14 protein-coding genes are annotated in these 20,089 nt (G+C 68.5%); 5 read left to right on the forward strand and 9 right to left on the reverse strand.

Annotation, left to right across the window (positions count from 1 at the left end; all coding sequences use genetic code 11):
* Nucleotides 1–1,160 precede the first annotated feature (1,160 nt).
* Together ACXN5W_RS13385 and ACXN5W_RS13390 are read right to left on the reverse strand one after the other, a co-directional pair.
* Nucleotides 1,161–1,946 carry a hypothetical protein gene (locus tag ACXN5W_RS13385; RefSeq protein ID WP_473158567.1) on the reverse strand — a complete coding sequence of 262 codons (786 nt, stop codon included), beginning with the start codon at nt 1,944–1,946 and terminating at the stop codon, nt 1,161–1,163.
* Entirely contained in the window at nt 1,937–3,361 is a 1,425-nt protein-coding gene (locus ACXN5W_RS13390) for an AMP-binding protein (RefSeq protein WP_473158568.1), read from the reverse strand. The genes ACXN5W_RS13385 and ACXN5W_RS13390 overlap by 10 nt, the downstream gene beginning before the upstream one ends.
* 210 nt (nt 3,362–3,571) lie before the next feature.
* Between ACXN5W_RS13390 and ACXN5W_RS13395 the strand changes: the two genes are divergently transcribed.
* Both ACXN5W_RS13395 and ACXN5W_RS13400 read left to right on the forward strand, forming a co-directional pair.
* On the forward strand, nt 3,572–5,197 hold the full coding sequence (locus tag ACXN5W_RS13395) for a condensation domain-containing protein (RefSeq protein WP_473158569.1): 1,626 nt from the start codon (nt 3,572–3,574) through the stop codon (nt 5,195–5,197).
* A gap of 82 nt (nt 5,198–5,279) precedes the next feature.
* Complete coding sequence (locus ACXN5W_RS13400; RefSeq protein WP_473158570.1) at nt 5,280–5,993, forward strand: response regulator transcription factor; 714 nt, start codon at nt 5,280–5,282, stop codon at nt 5,991–5,993.
* Between the two features lie 114 nt (nt 5,994–6,107).
* Here the strand turns inward: ACXN5W_RS13400 and ACXN5W_RS13405 are convergent, their stop codons facing one another.
* The 7 genes from ACXN5W_RS13405 to ACXN5W_RS13435 all read right to left on the reverse strand — a co-directional run bounded on the left by ACXN5W_RS13405 (nt 6,108) and on the right by ACXN5W_RS13435 (nt 17,353).
* On the reverse strand, nt 6,108–7,367 hold the full coding sequence (locus tag ACXN5W_RS13405; RefSeq protein ID WP_473158571.1) for an MFS transporter: 1,260 nt from the start codon (nt 7,365–7,367) through the stop codon (nt 6,108–6,110).
* Nucleotides 7,368–7,450: 83 nt separating this feature from the next.
* The gene (locus ACXN5W_RS13410) at nt 7,451–8,029 is read right to left on the reverse strand and encodes a GNAT family N-acetyltransferase (RefSeq protein ID WP_473158572.1); all 579 of its coding nucleotides are present in this window, start codon (nt 8,027–8,029) and stop codon (nt 7,451–7,453) included.
* 54 nt (nt 8,030–8,083) lie between these two features.
* Entirely contained in the window at nt 8,084–9,313 is a 1,230-nt protein-coding gene (locus tag ACXN5W_RS13415; RefSeq protein WP_473158573.1) for a cytochrome P450, read from the reverse strand.
* A gap of 22 nt (nt 9,314–9,335) precedes the next feature.
* Nucleotides 9,336–12,017: an alpha/beta fold hydrolase gene (locus ACXN5W_RS13420; protein WP_473158574.1), complete on the reverse strand. Its 2,682-nt coding sequence runs from the start codon at nt 12,015–12,017 to the stop codon at nt 9,336–9,338.
* A gap of 6 nt (nt 12,018–12,023) precedes the next feature.
* The gene (locus ACXN5W_RS13425; protein WP_473158575.1) at nt 12,024–15,278 is read right to left on the reverse strand and encodes a non-ribosomal peptide synthetase; all 3,255 of its coding nucleotides are present in this window, start codon (nt 15,276–15,278) and stop codon (nt 12,024–12,026) included.
* 75 nt (nt 15,279–15,353) lie between these two features.
* Nucleotides 15,354–16,478 carry a M20/M25/M40 family metallo-hydrolase gene (locus tag ACXN5W_RS13430; RefSeq protein WP_473158576.1) on the reverse strand — a complete coding sequence of 375 codons (1,125 nt, stop codon included), beginning with the start codon at nt 16,476–16,478 and terminating at the stop codon, nt 15,354–15,356.
* The gene (locus ACXN5W_RS13435; RefSeq protein ID WP_473158577.1) at nt 16,475–17,353 is read right to left on the reverse strand and encodes a RimK family alpha-L-glutamate ligase; all 879 of its coding nucleotides are present in this window, start codon (nt 17,351–17,353) and stop codon (nt 16,475–16,477) included. Before ACXN5W_RS13435 ends, ACXN5W_RS13430 begins: the two co-directional genes overlap by 4 nt.
* A 215-nt stretch (nt 17,354–17,568) precedes the next feature.
* On the opposite strand from ACXN5W_RS13435, the gene ACXN5W_RS13440 reads away from it, so the two are divergent.
* The 3 genes from ACXN5W_RS13440 (at nt 17,569) to ACXN5W_RS13450 (ending at nt 20,079) form a co-directional block, all read left to right on the forward strand.
* Complete coding sequence (locus ACXN5W_RS13440; protein ID WP_473158578.1) at nt 17,569–18,300, forward strand: sulfotransferase-like domain-containing protein; 732 nt, start codon at nt 17,569–17,571, stop codon at nt 18,298–18,300.
* 160 nt (nt 18,301–18,460) lie between these two features.
* On the forward strand, nt 18,461–19,054 hold the full coding sequence (locus ACXN5W_RS13445; protein WP_473158579.1) for a hypothetical protein: 594 nt from the start codon (nt 18,461–18,463) through the stop codon (nt 19,052–19,054).
* Complete coding sequence (locus ACXN5W_RS13450) at nt 19,051–20,079, forward strand: BtrH N-terminal domain-containing protein (RefSeq protein WP_473158580.1); 1,029 nt, start codon at nt 19,051–19,053, stop codon at nt 20,077–20,079. The genes ACXN5W_RS13445 and ACXN5W_RS13450 overlap by 4 nt, the downstream gene beginning before the upstream one ends.
* Nucleotides 20,080–20,089 lie beyond the last annotated feature (10 nt).

The following is a 20,089-nucleotide window of genomic DNA, read 5'->3' on the forward strand; positions in this document are numbered from 1 at the left end:
AGGCCGCCTACGGCGACGTGGCTCGTAGACAGCGCGAAATGCCGGTCCGGTAAGCGAGACCAGGACCAGCCGGGGCCCAGGCCCTCCGACACCGAAGGCACTTCGTCGGTGCGGGGCCGCGAGCGGCCGGGACGGACCGGGCGGGCGCGGACGGCGCCGGGGGTTGTCCGGTTGTCGATTTCCGTCCGGCCGACCCGTGGGGCCGGACGGGTCCGGCTCCGGATCGATCCCGAACAATCAGCACCCAGGTCTCCCTCGTGACGGTTGCCCGTGGCGTTTCTCAGCCCGGTACGCGCACCTCGGGCTCTACACTGCGCAGGACTCCAGGATGTGATTGTGCGCCCCTCGCCAGAACACCGTCCTGCAAGCAATTGTTGTGGTCCTGTGATTCATGACCATGGATATCGGACAGCTGCGGACAGCCGGACGGAACGGAGCAGGTGAAATGCGACTCGTTCCCGGGAACGGCGGACAACGGCGGACATGGTGGAGACTTTGAGCTGTTCTTGAGGTTGTGTCGGCACCTGGCGGCGGACGGGTGATGATCTGCGGATTCCGGTGGGCGGGTCGAACCAGGTGGATGCGGCCGTGCCGGGGCAGAGGCCGGCCCGCGCGGGCCCGCACCGGACAGGTCCGCCGCCGCCCGACCGGGCGCTGATCAGGGATCCGGCGGAAGCTTTCCCCCGGCCCTCGACCGGCGGTGTCCGGAACCCGACTGCCGGACACCGGCCGAACGGTCCACCGCGGTCCGCACCGACACCGGCCGAGCGGTCCACCGCGGTCCGCACCGACACCGGCCGACCGGCCCACGCCGCCAAGGACCGACCAGGAGCCGTCCGCGCCGACACCGGCCGACCGGGAAGCCCGACCGTGTCGCGCAACGCCCCGGCCGAACCGCCGGGTGCTGACCTGGCCGTGGTCCGGCCCGGTGGTCGGCGAGGTCGTCGAGTGCCGCGCCGGCAACCATGGACCTGGCCGTTCCGGCTGCCGAGACTACGCTCGGGACCCGAGCTCACCACCCCGGCCGCGACCCGCCCTCGCCGTTTCCCTTCTCCGGACGAGAACGTGGCCGACCGGACCGACCCGCGCGAGCCTCGTCGCCGAGCGTCGTGCCGGCCGGCACACCCGGCACGGATGCGCCGGCGGATGGGTGAGGGTGGTCAGCGCTCTCCGCTCAGCACCCCGGCGAGGAGCTTCCACACATCGGGGTCGCGTAGCAGCTGTTCACGGTCGACATCGAACGACCTGCTGCCGACGGAGTCCGGGGGTGGCTCGTGGTCGCGTGAAGAGAGGAACAGTGGGGTGCCGACCCGCAGGTCGAGTCCACCCTGCGCGGCCAGGAGCAGATATCTCAGATACGCGCCGAACCCGTCCGTGAGTTCCCGGTGGATGAACTCGTCCAGGGACAGCCGGTCGACGACACCAGCTATCAGCCGGTCGTACCGGTCGGCCAGCCCGGCGGCGACCCGCGGCAGGTCGTCCGGGTACTCGCCGAGCAGCTCCGCCGACCAGCTCCGGGCATCGTCGAGCTCGCCCGCGGCCAGGTACGCCGAGGAGCCCTCGAGCGAGGAGACGAACTGGTCCCGGAGCGCCCCGCCGGTCACCGCCGCCGCGTCGAAGAGCACGACCGTGGGCGGTACCGCGGGTGTCGTGGCGCTGATCGCGTCCGCGACACGGGTCGCCAGGGACGCCCCGGCGCAGTATCCCAGCACGGCCCGGATCGGACGACCGGTGCCCAGCGCCTCCCCCACCCACTCGTCCAGGTGGGCGTCCAGCCGTGGGGTCGTACCGGAATCCAGCCGGTTGATCTGGAGGAAGCAGAGTTCCGCCGGTGTCCCGGCCGCCAGTTCGGCGAAGCCGGCGGCGGCACGCCCGCCGGGAAAGTCCAGGCACAGTACGAGGTCAGGCCCCCGATCGCAGAGCTCTCGCCACACCGTCAACTCCATCGCGACCTCCCTCGCGTCCTTGCGGCGGTCGCCAGCCTCCGGTAGTCGACCTTGCCGCCCGGGGTGTGCGGAAGCTGGTCCACGGCCCGGAACTCCACGTGCCGGTTCGGCACCCCGAGCGTCTCGACCAACTGCCGGCGCTGAGCCTCGTGGATCGCGGGATCACCCGCGCCGAACAGGCACACGACGTCGTCGCCGGGACAGACCACCGCGGCCGGCTGTCCCGGTCGTTCCACCATCCGCTCCAGGTCGTCGAGGCTGGTCCGAACACCGAAAATCTTGACGATGCGCTTCGTTCGCCCGGTCAGGTACAGGTAACCCTCGCGCAGGTAGCCCAGGTCTCCCGTGTCGAGGGTCGTCACCTCGTTGCCCCGGCTCAGGTCCGCCCGGCAGGTCGCGTAGCCGAGCATGACACCCGGTCCGGCGTAGTGGACCGCGCCCTCGCCCGGCTTCGCACCGTCGCGCGCCGGTGTCGGCCTGATCGTGATGGTGCCCCCCGGCACGGCCACCCCGACCGAGCCGAGCCGGGCCGGCAGGTCGACCGGGTCGAGGCAGGCGATCCGCGAGGTCGCCTCGGTCTGGCCGTACATGACGAAGAACCGGCCACCCCGATGTTCCATCAGCCGCCACAACCGCGTGACCAACTCGTCGCCGAGCCGGGCACCCGCCTGGGTCATGGTGCGGATCCGCGTACGGTTCAGCAACGTGACATGTGCCGGGCCGAAGGCGGCGTAGGTCGTCGGCACCGCGGCCAGCGAGGTGGCTCCCGCTCGGGTCAGCTCGTCCCACATCGCCAGCGACAGCGGCGACCGGTTGCTCAGCATGATGCTCGCGCCCGCTCGCAGGTGGCTGTTCAGCACCGACAGCCCGTAGGCCCGGCTGATCGACAGCGTGGTCGGGGCGCAGTCCCCGGCCGTGACGCCCAGGGCGCGGATGACCGCGTCGGTGTTGCCGGCCAGCCCCGAGTACGACAACCGGACCACTTTGGGGCTTCCCGTGGATCCGGAGGTGGCGAGGAGCAACGCCGTCTGCTCGTGGATGTCGGTCACCGGCTCGGTGCGGCGGCGCCGGAATATCCGCACCTGCCCCGGTACATCCTCGCCGGGCAGGTAGCCGAGCTCTCGCAGACCCGCCTCAGTCCCGGGAGCCGGCACGACGAACTCGGGTTGGTAGGCCGACAGGATCTCCGCCGAGGCCGGCATGAACATGACCGTATGACCGAGCCGCAGGGCGGCGAGATAGGTCAGCAGGGTGGGCAGGTCCCGGTCCCCCGCGCACAGCACCAGCGCCTTGCGGTCGTGCCGCAGCGCCCGTTCCACCGTGTCGACCAGGTCACCGAGGTCACCGTACGTCAGCGGCCGGCCACCGGCGACGGAGACGGCCGGGAGCTGTGGCGCCGCGTCGCCGTGTGTCACCAGATCAAGCATTGTCACCGCCATTCGTCGGATCGGTCCAGGCAAACCGCGGTGAGTATCGATCAGATATCACCTGACGATCGGTGACGCCGGTGTCGGGACCGGACCGGCGGTACTGCGCCACGGCGCCGCGGAAGCCGCCGATCGGCTTGGATATGCGTTGGATAGGCCACCGATACCGGAGGGCAGAACAAAGGAACGATGGCTGACGTGTCGCGGCGAACCGTGTCGCTTTCCGCCCAGCAGGAGCGGATCCACCTGTTCGAAGGGCTGGACTCCGGCTTCTGGGCCGACAACCTCGCCTTCGTACACTGGATCGACGGCGATCTTGACCGGCCGGCGCTGACCGCCGCCGTCGCCGAACTGCATCGGCGGCACAGGGTTCCGCCCGCCCGGTACCCGGACGGTCCAGACCAGAGGATGTCCGAACCGGAGGGCTACCGACTCCCGTTCAGCGACCTCGGTGCGGACGCCGATCCGGCAGGCGAGGTCCGCAGGCTCCTCGACGAGTCGGCGGGTCGCCTGTTCGACCTCGCCGCAGAGGCACCGGTGCGGTGGACGCTGTACGCGTTGGGTCCCCACCGGCACGCGCTGACCCTCGTCCTGCATCGCATCGCCTTCGACGCGGGGTCCACCGCGGTCATAGACACCGAACTGTCCGCGCTCTACCGTGTCTTCCACACCGGAGCGGAGCCCGTACCGTCCTCAGCGGGGACGCGGTCCGCGGGCGACGCGACCCGGCGTCACGACCGCACCGGACGGGACCTGCCGGCCCGCCCCGAGCGGGGGATCCAACCCATCGCCAGCGCCCCATCACCGCTGCGGCCCCCCTCCGACCGGTATCCGCGGGCCGGTATCGGGATCACTGGGCACGCCTGCGGCACGCCCGTACCCGAGCCGCTGATGCACCAGGTGCATCAGTTGGGCGACAGGGCGGGGACCTCGACGTTCACGGTGCTGCTCGCGGCGTTCGCGGGCCTCCTGGCCCGACACGCCGGGCATCCCGACCCGACGCTCGGGGTGCCCTGCGCTGGCCGGGCCGAGCCGGAGGTGGAACCCCTGGTCGGATGCCTCGCGAACACCGTCCCGGTCCGGATCCGCCTGGCCGGCCTGAACACCTTCGCCGAGCTGCTGTCGCATGTCCGGGACGTCATCCCCGACCCGCACCACGATTCCGAGGTGCCGGCGACGCGGCTGGTCGTGGCGCCGCGTCCGGGCGGGAGGCCGTTCGTACAGATGATGTTCCAACCGAACCACATCCCGACCGAGCCGCTGCGGCTGACCGGGCTCACGGTCACCGCTGAAGGCCGGACGCCCGCCCCCACTGACGACGGTCCAACGGTGATGGTCGGCAACGGCCACGACGGTCCGGTCGGGCAGGAACGGCACCGGACCGGGCCGGCCGACGCCGACACGGTCGAGGACCTGCGGCAGGACTTCCAACGCATCCTCGAACAGGTCGTCGCGGACCCGGCGATCCCGCTCGCGAACCTGCTCGCCCTCCCGGCGACCGCCTCGGCGGACGCCGAGCACCCGACCCAGGAGGAGTCCGGTGACCGGAGGGCACCGCACGGGACGACCGGGCGGGTGGCCGCGCTGTTCGCCGGGTTGCTCGACCGCGATCAGATCGGCGTCGACGACAACCTCTTCGCCCTCGGCGGCAATTCGCTGCTCGCCGCGCGACTCGTCGCGCTGGTGCGCATGGACTTCCAAGTGGAACTGACCCTACTCGACCTGTTCGGCAATCCCACCGTGGCCGGTGTCGTGGCCTTCATCGAGGGAGCCACCGGCACGGTCGGTGCGCATGGTGACGTCACCAGCGCACCGACAACCTGACCGACATGACTGCCGAGAAGTCCGAAAGTCAACGCCCGCAGTCGAGCGTGGCTTCCAGCGACCCGTGACAAGGCGGAACACCATGACCATCCGCGCTCTCATCTGCGACGAACTGCCAGTTGTCCGGGACGGCATGCGGACGCTGCTCGATGCCGTGCCGGACATCGACGTGATCGACACGACCGACAGCGGCATGGAGGCCATCGTGCTGGTGCGCACCGCACGGCCCGATGTCGTGGTCACGGACCTCAACCTGCGGACCATTTCCGGCCTCGAGATGATCCGCAGGATCGGCAAGGAGGAGTCGCCGCCCAACATCGTGGTGTTCACCAGCTCCAACGCCGACAAGACGGTCAGCGACGTGCTGCACGCGGGGGCGAGCTGCCTGCTCGGCAAGGACGCGAGCCCCCAGGAACTCGTCGCCGCGATCAGGGCGGCGGCCGCGGGCCGCGCCATGCTCGCGCCGGACGTCGCGCAACGTCTGGTCACCTGGTTCCGTGACCAGCCGGACACCGCGGAGTCCGTCCAGTACCCGGAGATGACCGACCTCACCCCACGCGAGCGCGAGGTGACCCAGATGGTGGCGCGGGGCATGTCGACCGAGGAGGTCGCCCGGGCGCTGATCATCGGCGTGGCCACCGTGCGTACCCACCTCTACCGGGTACGCACCAAACTCGGTGTCCGGGACCGCGCCCAACTCGTGTCCCTGGCGTACCGGTCCGGCCTGATCCGGTCGGCTGGACGCGGCTCCGACGGGGAGAATCCCTTCCCCCGGGAAAACCTGCGGGCGAGCTGACCCTCCACCGGACCCAGGGTTCCGGCGACTCGGTCGGCGTGGCGGTCCCGGCCCTCCGCACGGAAGGCCGGGCCCCATCCACCGGGGCGGCTTCGCCCGGGTAGCCGACCAGGATCAGGCGATGCTGGGAGACGGACTGGTTGTGGCGGCGTCCGCGGCCTGCTCAGACTCCCGAAGTGCCCGCGTCGTCACCCGCGAGGCGAATACGAGCGCGGCGAGCGCCAGCCCGATGCCGGCGGCGAGGAACGTCGTCTCCGTCCCCCGCCAGTGGGCCAACGCTCCGCCCAGCAACGCGCCCACCGGCACCACACCGAGCACTATCAGGCGGTAGGCGGCGGTGACCCGGCCCAGCAGTTCGTCGGGCACGGCGGCCTGGCGAAGCGTACTGACCACGATCTGGTTCAGGGCTGTCGCAATCGAGCTGCAGAACCAGAGGATCTCGACGAGAACAACGCTGGTGCTCAGACCGAGGGTGACGTAGAAGGCGGCGGGCACGAGGGCGGCGAGCCAGGTCACCGGCCCGCCACCGAGCACCGGGACCACCTTCGCCGCGATCAGCGAGCCGATGATGGATCCCACCGCCGGTACCGCGATGAAGACCCCCCACAGCGAGGTCGGCACGCCGAGCGGACCGGTCGCCAGGAGCACGATCAGACCGCCCGTGGCGGCCCCGAACCCGTTGATCGAGGCGGAGATGAAGGCGACCCTGCGCAGCAGCCGGTGGTTCCAGAAATAGGACCAGCCGGCCCTGATGCTACGGACGATGTCGACCGGCGTGGGCCTGGTGTTGCTGGTGTCGCTCGCCGTGGGCAACATCCGCGGCAGCGTTATCAGGGCCAGCGCGGCGAGCGCGAAGAGTCCGACGCTGGTGGAGAACACCACCGCCGCCGACAGCGCGAAGAGCGCGGCGCCGGCCGGCGGACCGATGAAGGTGTTGATGGCCGACTGGGCGGCGAACAGGCGCCCGTTCGCCCGTTCCAGGTCTTTGCGTTCGACCAGGCGCGGAGGGACTGTCAGTGCCGCGTTGTCCACCATTGTCTCGGCCGTGCCGGCGAAGAACACCGCCAGGTAGAGGATGACGATGCTGTGCAGGTCGGCGACGAGGGTCAGGACCAGCAGAGCGAAACCGACCGCCCGGACCGCGTTCCCCCAGACCATGATGAGACGCCGATCCATCCGATCGGCGAGCGCGCCGGCCGGCAGGGTGAAGACCAGCCACGGCAGGAACTGCGCCACGGTCATTCCGCCGACGAGCAGAGGATCTCGGGTCACCGCCACGGCGAGCAGCGGCATGGCCGCCATCACCAGGCCATCGGCCGTGTTCGACAGGCCCTGCGACAGCCACAGGCGGGTGAAGTTTCGCCCTAAACTCATGTGCATGCACTCCCTAGTCCCGGTGTTACCTCAAGGGGAAACCAAGTGTCGTCAGGGCTCTGGTACCAGCATTTGACGGACGGTTACCGGAGGTCTTTCCGAACCAGTGCCCTACGCTGCAACCTGGGCTCGACGACAGCAAAGCCACAGGTCTCGAACGTGCTCACCCTTCCGTGGAAACTGTGGGGATCGAACCCGGACTCCGGATCCCGGTCGTCCTCGGGATATGCCTCGATGAGGTCGGCCTTTTCCTCCCGTGCCCAGTCCACCGCCCTGTTGATGAGCACCCTGAGCAGGCCCTGGTGTCGGTACTCGCGTGCCAGGTAGACGCAGACGATGGACCAGATGCGCGCCGGGTCGTCGCCCTCGAGCAGCTTCGCCGCACGAGACCTGCCCAGCCGCGGAAATCCCAGCCGGGGACCGACCCCGAGCCAGCCGACCGGAACGCCGTCAACGGACCCGACGACTCCCACCCGTTCTCCGGTCTCGATCAGCTCGGCGAGCATGGCCTTGCGGGCCGCGGAGCGACATCCGGAATAGTCCTTCGACTCCATCCTGAAGTACATGCACCAGCAGTACTCGACGAGCCCCTTGGGTCCGAAGAACCCGTCCAGCGCCGGCCAGTCGCCCGGCCCTACCACAGTCGCCACGAGATCACTCACAAGTCCCACTTTCCGGAAGCGTCCCGGCCGCCGGTTCAGGTAGGTTCCACCGACCTATTTCCAGTTGACTTCCAGCGGCAGACTGACGACACCGTTCAGAAAGTTCGAGACGAGGTGTCCGGGCTCGCCCGCGAGCGAGAAGGACCGCACGTGCTTCCGCCAAAGATCAAAAAAGATCTTCAAGCCGGCGACGGCGACATGCTGACCGATACACCTGTGTACGCCAAGCCCAAATGTCAAGTGCTGGTTTGGTAAACGGTCGGGGATGAACCTGAACGGCTCCGAGAACACCTCCTCATCCCGGTTTGCCGAGGCGATCCAGGCGCTGATCAACGAGCCCGCCTGGACGTCAGTTCCGGCGAGCGTAGCGTCCACGGTGGTGCGTCGCAAAACGTGGTTTACCGGGCTCGCCCACCGCAGTGCCTCATCGACGAACCTCTGGTCGGTCCGCTCCTGACCGGCGAACCACGACCACAACTCGTCATCAGCGGCCAGCAGGATCAACGTCTGGTTGATCGTCTGGGGCACGGTCGGATTGGCGCCCATGAGAAATGCGTACGCGTTGAGCAGTGCCACGTCTCTTCGGGGGTCATTGACAACGTCGGCGGTGAGCGGGCAACGCCCGCTCACCGAGTCACCATCGGGACCGTTTTCCAGCACCTCGCCGAGAATGGTCATGATCGTCGTGTGTGCCTCGAAGAGGTCGAGGCGTTGCTGGTACTCATTCCCGACCGGTGCGGTTCCCCCCATCGCGCGGATGGTCGCCCGACCCGTGACCGGCCACTCGCTCGGTGGGATACCCATCAGCGTGCCCGTGATCGTCATTGGCAAGGTGATCATGCTGGCGCAGAAGTCGAAGGACTCACGGGTCCGGATGGTCTCGAACAACTCACGCATCCGCTCTTCGATCCCCTCCTGGAGCCGTTGCGTGGCCTGCACCGTCATCAACGGGGTGAAGATGCGTTTGAGCGCCGAGTGCAGTGGCGGGTCGGTGAGATGGATCGCCGCGCCCGCCGAGGAGTCCCCGTTGACGCCGCGCACGGTGAGCATGGTGCTGTAGGCCGAGGAGAAGGTCACGTGATCGGTCAGCACCCGCCGCACATCAGCATGGCGGGTCGCCGCGAAGAACTTCTGACCGTCGGGGGTCTCCTGGAGATGGAGACCGCCACTCGCCCGCAGTTGCTGCCACACGGCGTGCATGTCGCCGGTCGCATACTGCGACTCGTCGTAGATCTCTGCCGAGATCAGACCGATTGTTTCAGGAGCGGTGCGGACGATTTGCATGGAACGTCTCCTTGTGCGGCGGTTAGGCGCGCAGCCCGATGTTCTCCGCGCATCTCATGTAGAAGCGCGACGCGACCGACCACGCGGTGATGCCCCGGGCACCCAGGACCTGCATCGCACCGCGAACGAGTCGCACCATCGCGTCCTGCTGGACCAGCTCGAAACGCCGCACCGCCCCCTCGCCCGCCTCCGCCGCGCCGTTCGCGATCTCGTACAGGCGCGTGCCCAGGGCGTGCAGCTCCGCGTAGGAGCGGATGAGCGGGAACATCAACCCGTCGAGGTCGACGAGGAGCCGGCCGAACTGTTCCCGGGTGGAGGCGTGCTCCCAGGCGGTCCGGAACAGGCCGATACCGAGTCCCAGCACGTAGGCCGCATGACGCACCCTGCACTCGAGGTCTGCCACGTGGCCGTGGCCGACGTGCTCACCTGGAGCCTCGGCACCGTTGCTCGAGGTCAGGCACGGTTGGTAGGCATTTTCGTAGCCCAGGTACCCCAGGCTCAGGCTGATCGCGCAGCCGACCCCGAGGCCGAGACCCAGGCCGCCCTCGTCCTCGGGTAGTTCGACCCGGTCGAAGCCCAATTCCGCGAGGGTGCTCGCCAACGCCGTACGGCGGGCCGCCGAGCGGGCGAACAGCGGCTCCACCCTGATACCGGCGCCGACCGGTTCGAGGACCTCGACCACGGTGTCGACAAGCTCTCCACCGAAGCGTTGGAGGATCTCCAGACAGCGGCGGGCACACTCCTCCTTGAGGTCCACGGAGATGGTGGACAGCATGATCTCCGACGACCCGGCGGCCAGGGTGAGTCCGGGCGACTCGGTGAGCCCGGAGAGCAGTTCCGCACGGACGAGGTCATCGTGGTCGGACAGGTCCGCGAGGCTCCGCCAGCGGCGGAGAACCTCGTGCCCGACCTGCTGGCAGGTCTCACTCGTGTACAACTTCGCGACGGCGGTGTCGGCCGCCGTCACATCGGTCCGCAGGAACACCTCGGTGGCCGCGCGAGCCACCGTCGTGGCGCACTCGATCTGCCCTTCGAGGAGCTGGAACTCATCGCGGTCCGTCGCCACGCGTAGTGCCCGCAACCACCGCGCTGCTCGAACGACGTGGTCGATACCGGTGCGTTCGATGGCCAGGGCGCCGTCGAGCAGGGCCCATCCGCGGCCCTCCTCGCCCACCCGTCGCCAACTCTCAACCTCCACGTCGCGGAGGCTCACCCGACACATCTGCTCCGGCTGGATGGTCTCGACGAGTTCGACAGTCACGCCGGCGGCCCTCATGTCGATGACGAAGAGGGTGATGCCGTCGTACTTGTGTCCGTCCTGTCCCGTGCGCGCGGCCACCAGCGCGGAACCCGCGATGTCGCTGTAGATGCTGAACACCTTGACGCCGTTGAGGACGTACCGGTCGCCGCGGCGTTCCGCCCGCGTGCGGAGGGCAGCGAGGTCGCTTCCCGCGCGTGGCTCGCTGTAGAGCACCGTGGCGATCTCCTCGCCCCGGCTGATCCGCGGGAGCAGCTCGCGCTTCAGCCGCTCCGATCCTGACTTCAGGATGAAGTAGCCGACGATCTGGACGGTGAGCGCGTACACGAGATCCGGCAGGCCGGTTGCGATGAACCGCTCGAACAGTTCGACGCCGACCCGCGTCGGCGTTCCCGAACCACCGAACTCACGCGGCCAGTCCGGGGTGAGCAGGCCGCGTCGACCGAGCTCGCGGTACGCCTCGGTGATGGCTTCCGCGTCCATTCGCCTGGAGCGGATCACGAGGTCACGCCAGCGGGGCGTGTCGACGAGTTCTTCCAACGACGCGCCAAGGTCGGGCCCGTCACCTTTGTCGCTGTCGCTGTCGCCGTGGTTCGTGTGTTCGTTCGGGCTCGAACCGAGGCCGGCGGCCGGCAGACCGTTCCTGATGATCTTTTCGATCGTGGCGACATTGTCGGCATCGCTGAGCAGATCGTAGTGCGCACCGGGGAGGTCGTGGAATTCGACTTCGCCCGATGTCATCGTCCGCCAGTCGCACCTGGAGGACTCGGCGGCGCGGATCGAGACAACGTCGAGCTCTCCTGGCGTGGGACGCCACCTGCCGAGAAGGCGGCTGTTGTGCGCGAAGATCTCGAATCGTTCGGAAAATGTCTCGCTGTCCATGCCCAGGATCTCGGCGGCTTCGGATGGCGAACCCGCCGGCAGGTCTCCGTTGTGTCCGCTCAGCTTCAGCGCGTCGCCGACGAACCACCGCAGTTCCTCGGCCGGTGTGGGCTCCACATATTCCACGCCCGGCCACGTAGAGTCGATCAGGATCACCTTCGGCCGATGCCCGCGTCGATCCAGGAAACAGGCGATCTCCCAGGCGAGAGCGCCGCCGAATGACCAGCCGCACACCACATCAACGTCTGGACGCCTGTCGCCGAAACCCTCGACGTACCGCTGCGCGAGATCCTGGATCGACGCCGCCGGATCTCCGTCGACGAGTGCTTCCGACGACGCTTCCAGCCCGAAGCACCGGTATTCGGGAAGTTTCCGGACCAGCGGTTGATAGGCGAGCAGGCTGCCGCCGACCGGGTGCGCGAACAGGAGAACCCGCTCGGAACCGCCCGGCTGCCCGATTTCGATGAGACTCGACCCGCCTGCGATGGTCGACCTCGTACCGAGAAGAGTGGTGAGACGTTCACCCTCATGGCGCATGTCGCCGCCTCTGATGTCGCGATCCATGTCCGCCTACTCACCGGCCAGAAGTCGGGCCATGTCCTCTTCGGTCATCCGCTCGATGGCCTGCTCAAGCTCCTCGGGGGAAAGCCTGGCCAACCTGGCGCGCTCGACCTCCAAGGCCATGCTCTGCACACTTGAGTCGTTGAAGAACACGACCAGAGAGATCGTCGTGGAGAAGAGTTTCTTGATCTTGGAGACGAGTTGGGCGGCCTGGAGACTGGTCCCGCCCAGGTCGAAGAAGCTGGCGGTCTTCGAGAAGTCGGTACGGCCAAGGATCGGCCCGAATGCCTCGGTCAGCATGCTCCGTTCGATGTCCGTGAGGTGTTCCACGGGTTCGGACTCGACGGTGAAATCGGCAGCGGGCAGCGCTCGTTCGTTGATCTTGCCGCTCGCGTTGATCGGGAGCTCAGCCATCATCACGAAGCTGCTGGGCCGCATGGTGGACACGAGGTGCTTGCGGCAGTGTTCCCGAAGCGTCACCTCGGAGACGGAGCGGCCCGCCCCGGTCGCGCAGTACGCCACCACCCGCTTCTGATCCCCGTCCTGGCGGATCTGGACGTACACGTTGCGAATTCCGTCGACGGCGCGGAGCACACTCTCGATTTCGCCGACTTCGATCCGCACGCCGTTGATCTTGACTTGCCGGTCGCGCCGCCCGACGTAGACCAGCCGACCGTCGCCGTTGTGCCGCACCAGGTCACCGGTCAGGTAGACGCGAGCTGAGGGATCGCCGACCGGATCGGGGATGAACTTCTGCCGGTTGTCGTCGTCTCGGCGCCAGTATCCCGACGTCAGCCCGACTCCGCCCAGCGCCAACTGCCCGATGACGCCCTGTGGCACCGGCCTGTTGTGCTCATCCAGCACGTACGCGGTGTGGTTGTCCATCGGACCACCGATGGGCAGGGCGGCCGACGGCAGCGGCTCCACCAGTTCCTCGACGACACTGGTGACGGTGCATTCGGTGACACCGTATCCGTTGAATATGCGACGGCCCTTGCCCCACGCCCGTACGAGCTCATGGGAGAACGCCTCGCCGCCGACGAAGACAATGCGCAGGTCATCCAGGGGTGCGGGATCCAGCAACTTCATGACCGATGGCGGCAGGTCGGTCACCGTGACCCGGTGATCCTGCAGGAACTGCTGGACATCCACCATGCTCAGCCGCATCGCGGAGGGCACAAGGTGAAGCGACGCACCGCTCAGCAACGCGCCGAACATCTCGAAGATCGAGACGTCGAACCCGCAGGACGCATAGCCGAGGACCCGGTCCTCCGGCACCAGCCCGAACAGCGTCTGAACGTTCCGGATGAAGCCCAGTATGTTGTTGTGGCTGATGAGCACCCCCTTGGGCGTGCCCGTACTTCCCGAGGTGAACATCAGGTACGCGACCATGTCCTCGCCGGCCGGCACCTCGGGCAGGCTCGGCAGAACCTGGACGTCGGCCGGCAACCGGCACTCCAACGCGGGCGAGATCCCCGCCGTTGTCGAGTCACAGACCACGCGGTGCAGGTCGGCGTTCTCGATGATCGCCTCGATCCGGCCGCGCGGGTTCATCGCGTCGATCGGGACGTAGACCGCGCCCAGCGCCATGAGCGCCAGGACGGTCGCCGGGAAGTCGGGCGACGGTTCGAGCGCGACCCCCACCCGGCTGCCGGCGCCGACTCCGGCCGCGCCCAGGTGGGCCCGGATCATGTCCACCCGCCGCCGCAGTTCGCCGTACGTCAGCCGCCGCGTGGGAGTGCTGACCGCCACGAGATCCTCGTGCTCGTTGGCGACCCGGCTGAATTGCGCGTAGACGTTGCCGGTGGGTGCCGGCGACTCAGCGCCGACGCCGAGACGTGCCTGCACTCGGCGGGACTCCTCGTCATGGACCCACAGTTGTTGCATGCTGACGTCCGGCATCTCGATTGCCGTCCGCAGGATCCCGGCGAACACCCGCTGCATGGTGATGATCGTCGCCGGATCGAAGATGTCGGTGTTGTAGACGGTATGGAGTTCGAGATCATCGCCTTTCGTGACGATCGTCCACTCCTGGAAGAACTTGGCGCGTGTGGTGTCGGGCGCGAGTTGGACTATGGACACTCCGTCGAGGTGGAGTTGGTCCGTCCACTCGTTGATCGTCAGCGTGTACTGGAACAACGTGGATCGCGACGGATCCCGCTGAACATCCGTGTTGGCGATGATCTCCTCAAGCGGAAGAGTTCCGTACGCCTGGGCGCCACGTAGCCGCTGCTGAACCCGGACGAGACGTTCCCGGAAGGTCTCGTCCGACTCCAACTGGCAGCGTAGCGGCAACATGTTGATGAAGAATCCGATGGTTCTTTCGCATTCGATCTCGCCACGGTTCGCGTTGGGCATCCCGAAGATGACGTCTCCGGAGCCCGCGTACCGGTCGAAGACACTGGCCATCACGGTGGCGTATACCGTGGCCGGCGTGGTCGACATCGACACGGCGAGCTGCCTGACCTCTGCCCCGAAGCCCTCCCAGGTGCTCGATTTCACGGCACCCGCGTAGGTGGCCTGGGCGGGCAGCGGACGATCGCCGGGAATGTCCATGACCTCGACGCCGCGCAGGGTCTCCGACCAGTAGTCGACGCTCGCCTGCCACGCACCCGCCTGCATGCGCTTGCGCTGCCACGCGCTGAAGTCGGCGAACTGCACCGTCGGAGGCTCCACGTCCGGCACGGCACCGACGCGCCGGGCGTTGTACTCCCGCACGAATTCGTCGAAGAAGATGGCGGACGATACGCCGTCGAAGATGATGTGATGAAGGGTCACTCCGAAGTAGTGCAGATCATCCCGGACCCTGATCAGATTCGCCTTCCACAGCGGGAAATCCGTCAATGTGAGCTTGACCTCGGCCAGCTCGGCCATGATCCGGTCGGCTTCAGCCACGGAGGGCGCGGATATCCTCGCGACGACGACCTCAGGGTCCTCGACGACGCCCTGAAAATACTCATCGTTCTCCACGAGAACATAGGTGCGCAGCGCCTCGTGGCGCATGACGATACTCGCGAAGGCCCCGGTGAGCGCGTCCGCATCCAGCTCGCCCTCGATCCGGAACGCGTACGGGACGTTGTAGGTCGTCATCCCGGGTTGCAGCCGGTCCACGAACCACAGGGTCTCCTGGGAATAGGACAGGGGAACGTTGTTGCGATCCTGTCGGGGACGCGGTCCGTCGGTCACCTGGAGGCGTGCGCGCGCCAACATGTCGGCAAGCGACCGCTTTTTATCCGCTGCGGTGGTTTCCTGCACTGAACTCACACGGAGCTCCCTTCACGTTGGTTGGTGACACGCGGACGCATCCAGGCCCACCGGATCGGCGTCGGGTCGGGTCGGTCACCGGAGAGTCCTTTCGGGAACCGGGGTACTGGTTCCCTGGCCGTCCGGGCGGAGTGCCAGGTGCGCCAGCTCCGAGATGGCGATGGACAGCACGTCGATGCCGCGCAGGTAGTCCGACAGGACGATGTGCTCGGTGTCGGCGTGGTCGAGCCGGCTGTCGCCGGGGCCGTAGGTCGCCATCGGGATGTCCCACACCTCGGCGAGGGTGTTCATGTCCGACGTGGCGGTCTTCACCACCAGCCTCGGCCGGGCGTGCAGCCGGCGGATGCCGGACACCAGCGCCCGGACCACCGGGGTGGACCGGCCCGTCCGGCAGGCCGCCACGGAGTTCAGCACCTCGAGGTTGCCGACCGGCAGGCGGTCACTCAGCTCGCGTACCAGCACGTCGGTGTCGAAGCCCGGTGGGGTACGGACGCTGATGTCGGCGGTTGCCGTGGTCAGGTCGGCGTTGAGCTGGCAGAGCGTCGCCCCCGGCTGGTCGAACAGGCCGTGGCTGGCGTCCGGCCCGAGCAGGTCGACCAGCGCGGCCCAGCAGCCGACGGCCAGGTCGGACGCCTTCGGCGCGGGGTTGCTGGGGTGCGTGGCCGGGCAGGTGACGGTGTAGCGCAGGTCGAGCTTGCCCTTGTAGCCGAGCACGACGCTCGACCAGCCGCTGGGTTCGCCGATGATCAGCGCGTCCGGCTTGTCGTGGGTGGCCCGGATCGCCATCGCCCCGCGTGAGCACGGGGTCTCCTCCTCCACCACACCGACCACCACGATCCGGCCGGGGAAGTCCGCCGCGCTGGCCGCGGCGCAGATCATCGCCGCGAGCGGTCCCTTCGCGTCGACCGCGCCCCGACCGTAGAGCCTGCCGTCCTCGGAGCGGACCGGGAGCTGGCCCGGAACGGTGTCCAGGTGGCCCAGCAGCATCAGGGTCGGCCCGGCACCGCGGTCGAGCACGCCGATGACGTTGCCCACCACGTCGATGTGGGTCCGGAAGCCCAGGTCCACCATGGCCTCGGCCAGGAAGTCGGCAAGCGCCCGTTCCTGGTACGACGGGGAGGCGATCTCCAGCATTCCCCGCAGCAGCCCGGCGGCACAGGTCTCGGTCACCTGGCCGGCCGGAGTGAACGCCCAGTTCATCGTCGCCCTCGTTCCAGTAGGTGTTCGACGATGCGGTCCGCGACGTCGATCCGGTCGCCGAACGCGGACTGGAAGCCGGCGAACTCGACCCGGTGGTTGACCTCCAGCACCAGCAGCCGGCCGTCCCGGTCCTCGATCAGGTCGACACCGGCGATGTCGGCGCCGACCGCTGCGGCGGCGTCGATCGACAGCTTGGTGATCTCGGGGGTCGGTTCACACGGTCGGGTCCGCCCGCCGAGCGCCACGTTGGTCCGCCACAGTTCACCGATCCGGTAGACGGCGCCCAGCAGTTCGCCGCCGACCACGATCGCCCGGATGTCCCTGCCGGGCTTGTCGACCAGCTCCTGTACGTACCCGAGGTGCGACTGCGGGCCGGGCAGCGCGGCGACGTACTCGAACACGCCTTCGGCCGCCGCCCGGTCGGGTAGCCGGACCACGAGCCGGCCCCACGAGCCGACCAGCGGTTTGACCAGCGCCGGGTAGCCGATGACCTCCAGCGCGTCGAGCGCGGCCTGCGGGGTGAGGCCGAGTGCGGTACGTGGCATCGGCAGCCCGGCCGCCTGCAACGCCATGGTGCTGCGCCACTTGTCCCCGCACACCTCGATCGCGTCCGCGCTGTTGATCACCTCGACGCCCGCCGCGGCGAGGCAGCGGGCCGCGTACGCCGCCCGGACCTGGCCGATCTCCCGGTTCAGCACGGGTCCCCGGGTCAGGTCGCGCCGGCCGGCCACGAACCACTGTCCCCGGGTGTCGACGTGTTCGAAGGGGACACCGCGACGTTCGAGCGCGTCGAACAACCGTTTTTCGTCCGCGCCGACCCGGCTGGCCAACACGGCGATCCGGCCGTCATCCGGGTGCGCTGGTATCGCTGGCACATGACCCTCCGTGGTAGAGGACGACGCAATTCGACTGCCGCCACGTAAAAGACGCTACGGCGGCCCGACATCGAGCGCGTCCGCGACAAGTTCATCCGCCGGGACGCATTGCGTTGACTTTTCCGGCCGTGGCTACGCGTTCCGCTTACCCCGACTGCCGGCCGTCCGCGCGACAATGTGCCGGACCCAGGAACACGCCAGTGGAAAGGAAAACCGTGGAACACACGTCACAGCGGATACCGGTGCTCGCCCTGTGGAGCGCGCCGCGCAGCCGGTCCACCGCTTTCGCCCGGATGATGGCGGAACGGAACGACCGGGTCGTCGTCCACGAACCGTTCTCCCAGGTGGTCGACTTCGGCGAGTCGCGGGTGGGTGAGCTGGTCGCGCACAGCGAACACGACGTGCTCGCCGCCCTGCGCGCGATCGCCGAGAAGACCCCGGTGTTCTTCAAGGACACCATGGACTTCCACTATCCGGCGCTGCTCGCCGACCACGCCTTCCTGACGGCGGCGACCCACACCTTCATCATCCGCCACCCGGCCGAGGCCATCGCGTCGCACCATGCCCTCAACCCGAACCTGGCCCGCGACGAGATCGGCTTCGCCTGGCTGTACGAGCTGTTCGCCGCCGTGCGGTCCGCCACCGGTACGACGCCGGTCGTGATCGACTCGGACGACCTGCTGGACCGGCCCGCCGACACCGTGCGGGCGTACTGCTCGGCGGTGGGCATCCCGTTCGTTCCGGCGGCGTTGAGCTGGCAACCGGGGATGCGGTCGGAGTGGCAGGCGACCAGCCGGTGGCACCAGTCGACCAGCCGGACCGGGGGGTTCACGCGCGGGTCGGGCGGTGGAACGGACGTGGTCTACGCGAACCCGGTGCTGCGGGCCCATCTCGAACACCACCTGCCCTACTACGAGCTGCTGCGCGCCGCCGCGCTCCGGCCGTGACCACACCGCGTGACGACACCACCGGAATAGTCAGCTGGATTACCCGGCAAGTACACGGAAACGTCGATCGACACATTCACGGTAATCATGGTGCAGACGAAAAGAACGAGCCGGCGGCCTAGATTGGAAATACCAGGACCATTCCAGGGAGGGGAGTCACTTGACGGACATCCTCATGCCCGCCGCCGTCACCCGCCGATGCGATCCGGTCGACATCTCCGGTCATCGCAACAACACGGCCATCTCGTCGGCGACGATGACAAAATCGGGCCAGTTCAACGTGTGGGGGAACTCGTTCGCCGCCGAGTATCTGCCCGAGGGTGGCAGCCTCGTCCAGGTGGCCGGCGTACCCTTCCGGTTTCCGCCGGTCTGCGCCGGTCCGGACAACGTCCGTTGCTCCGGACAGTTCATCGCGGTACCGGCGGGTCACTACGACTGGCTGCACGTGTTGGCGGCGGCGGAGCGGCGCTGCGAGGACACCCTCGAACTGACCTTCGGCGACGGCTCGGTCGACGCGGAGCCGCTGCGGGTCTCCGACTTCTGGGCGGCACCGGCCTGGTTCGGCGAACTCCTGGCCTTCGAGAGCCCGGTGATGCACTACCCGCACCACGTGCAGCGGGGCGTGTCCGCGCTGATGTGGGCGCAGCGGGTGCCGGTGACCCGGCGCGCGAGCCTCGCCGGCATCCGGCTGCCCCGCAACGTCGCGATACACGTCTTCGCGCTCACCCTCCAGCGCGCGGAGGCCGAGGCATGACCGGTGACGTGACGGCACGGACGTACATGATCAGCGGACCGGAACCGGAGCTGTGGTGCCGCGACCTGATCAGCTGCCTCCAGGCCACCTTCGGTGCCCTGCTCGTGCGGGCCGGCGCCGACCCGCTGGCGGTGCTCGGCGCGGGCTGGCGGTTCCTGCACCTGCCCGGCGACGTCAGGTCCGACGAGTTCTACTACCCGTGCCAGGACGCCGATCTGGGCGCGGCCCTGGCACCGCACCACCAGTTGCGCGCCCGGTGGTGGCAGCCCGCCGACGAGGACGACGTCTGGCGGGAGGTCCGCGCGTCGCTGGCCGACGACCGGCCGGTCATCGCCGCGGTGGACAACTTCCACCTGCCGTTCCGGCCCGCCTACGGTGACGTGCACGCCGCCCACCTCGTGGTGGTCTACGGCCTGGACGAGGTCCGCGGCCTCGTGTACGTCTCGGACGCGATGCCGCCCGCGTTCCGCGGTGCCGTCCCGATCGAGGCGTTCCTGCGCAGCTGGGGTTCGGCCAACCCGACCGACGAACAGGACGCCTTCTTCAGCGCCTCCCGGATCGACCGGCGCTGTCTCGACGTCCGGCTCGACACCCCGCCCGCGCCGCTGACCCCCGAAATGCTCGGCGGATACCTGCGCGCCGACGTCGACGTCTTCACCACGGCCACCCCGGCCCGCACCGGTCTGGCCGGGTTCGACGAGTTCGCCGGGGAACTCGTCGACCGGTGCCGGGCCGGGGACGCCGCCGCGTTGCGCGAGCTGTACCCGTTCGGCTGGGGCATGCAGGCGCAGGCGTCCCTGCACGGTGAGCTGCTGCGCCGCTGCGCCCGGGAGTGGGGCGATCCGGCGCTCGCCGGGGCCGGCCGGGCCGTGGAGGCCGTCGCGCACGCCTGGACCGGGTTGCGGATCACCGGCGCGCACGGTCTCGACGATCCCCGTGCGGTCTCCGCCGACATCGCGCACCACGCCACCGTGCTGCGCGGCAAGTACGCGTACGCCGTCGATGCCGTCAGCGCGACGGTCTGACCCTCCGGGG

This window comes from Plantactinospora sp. A48, from assembly GCF_055793945.1.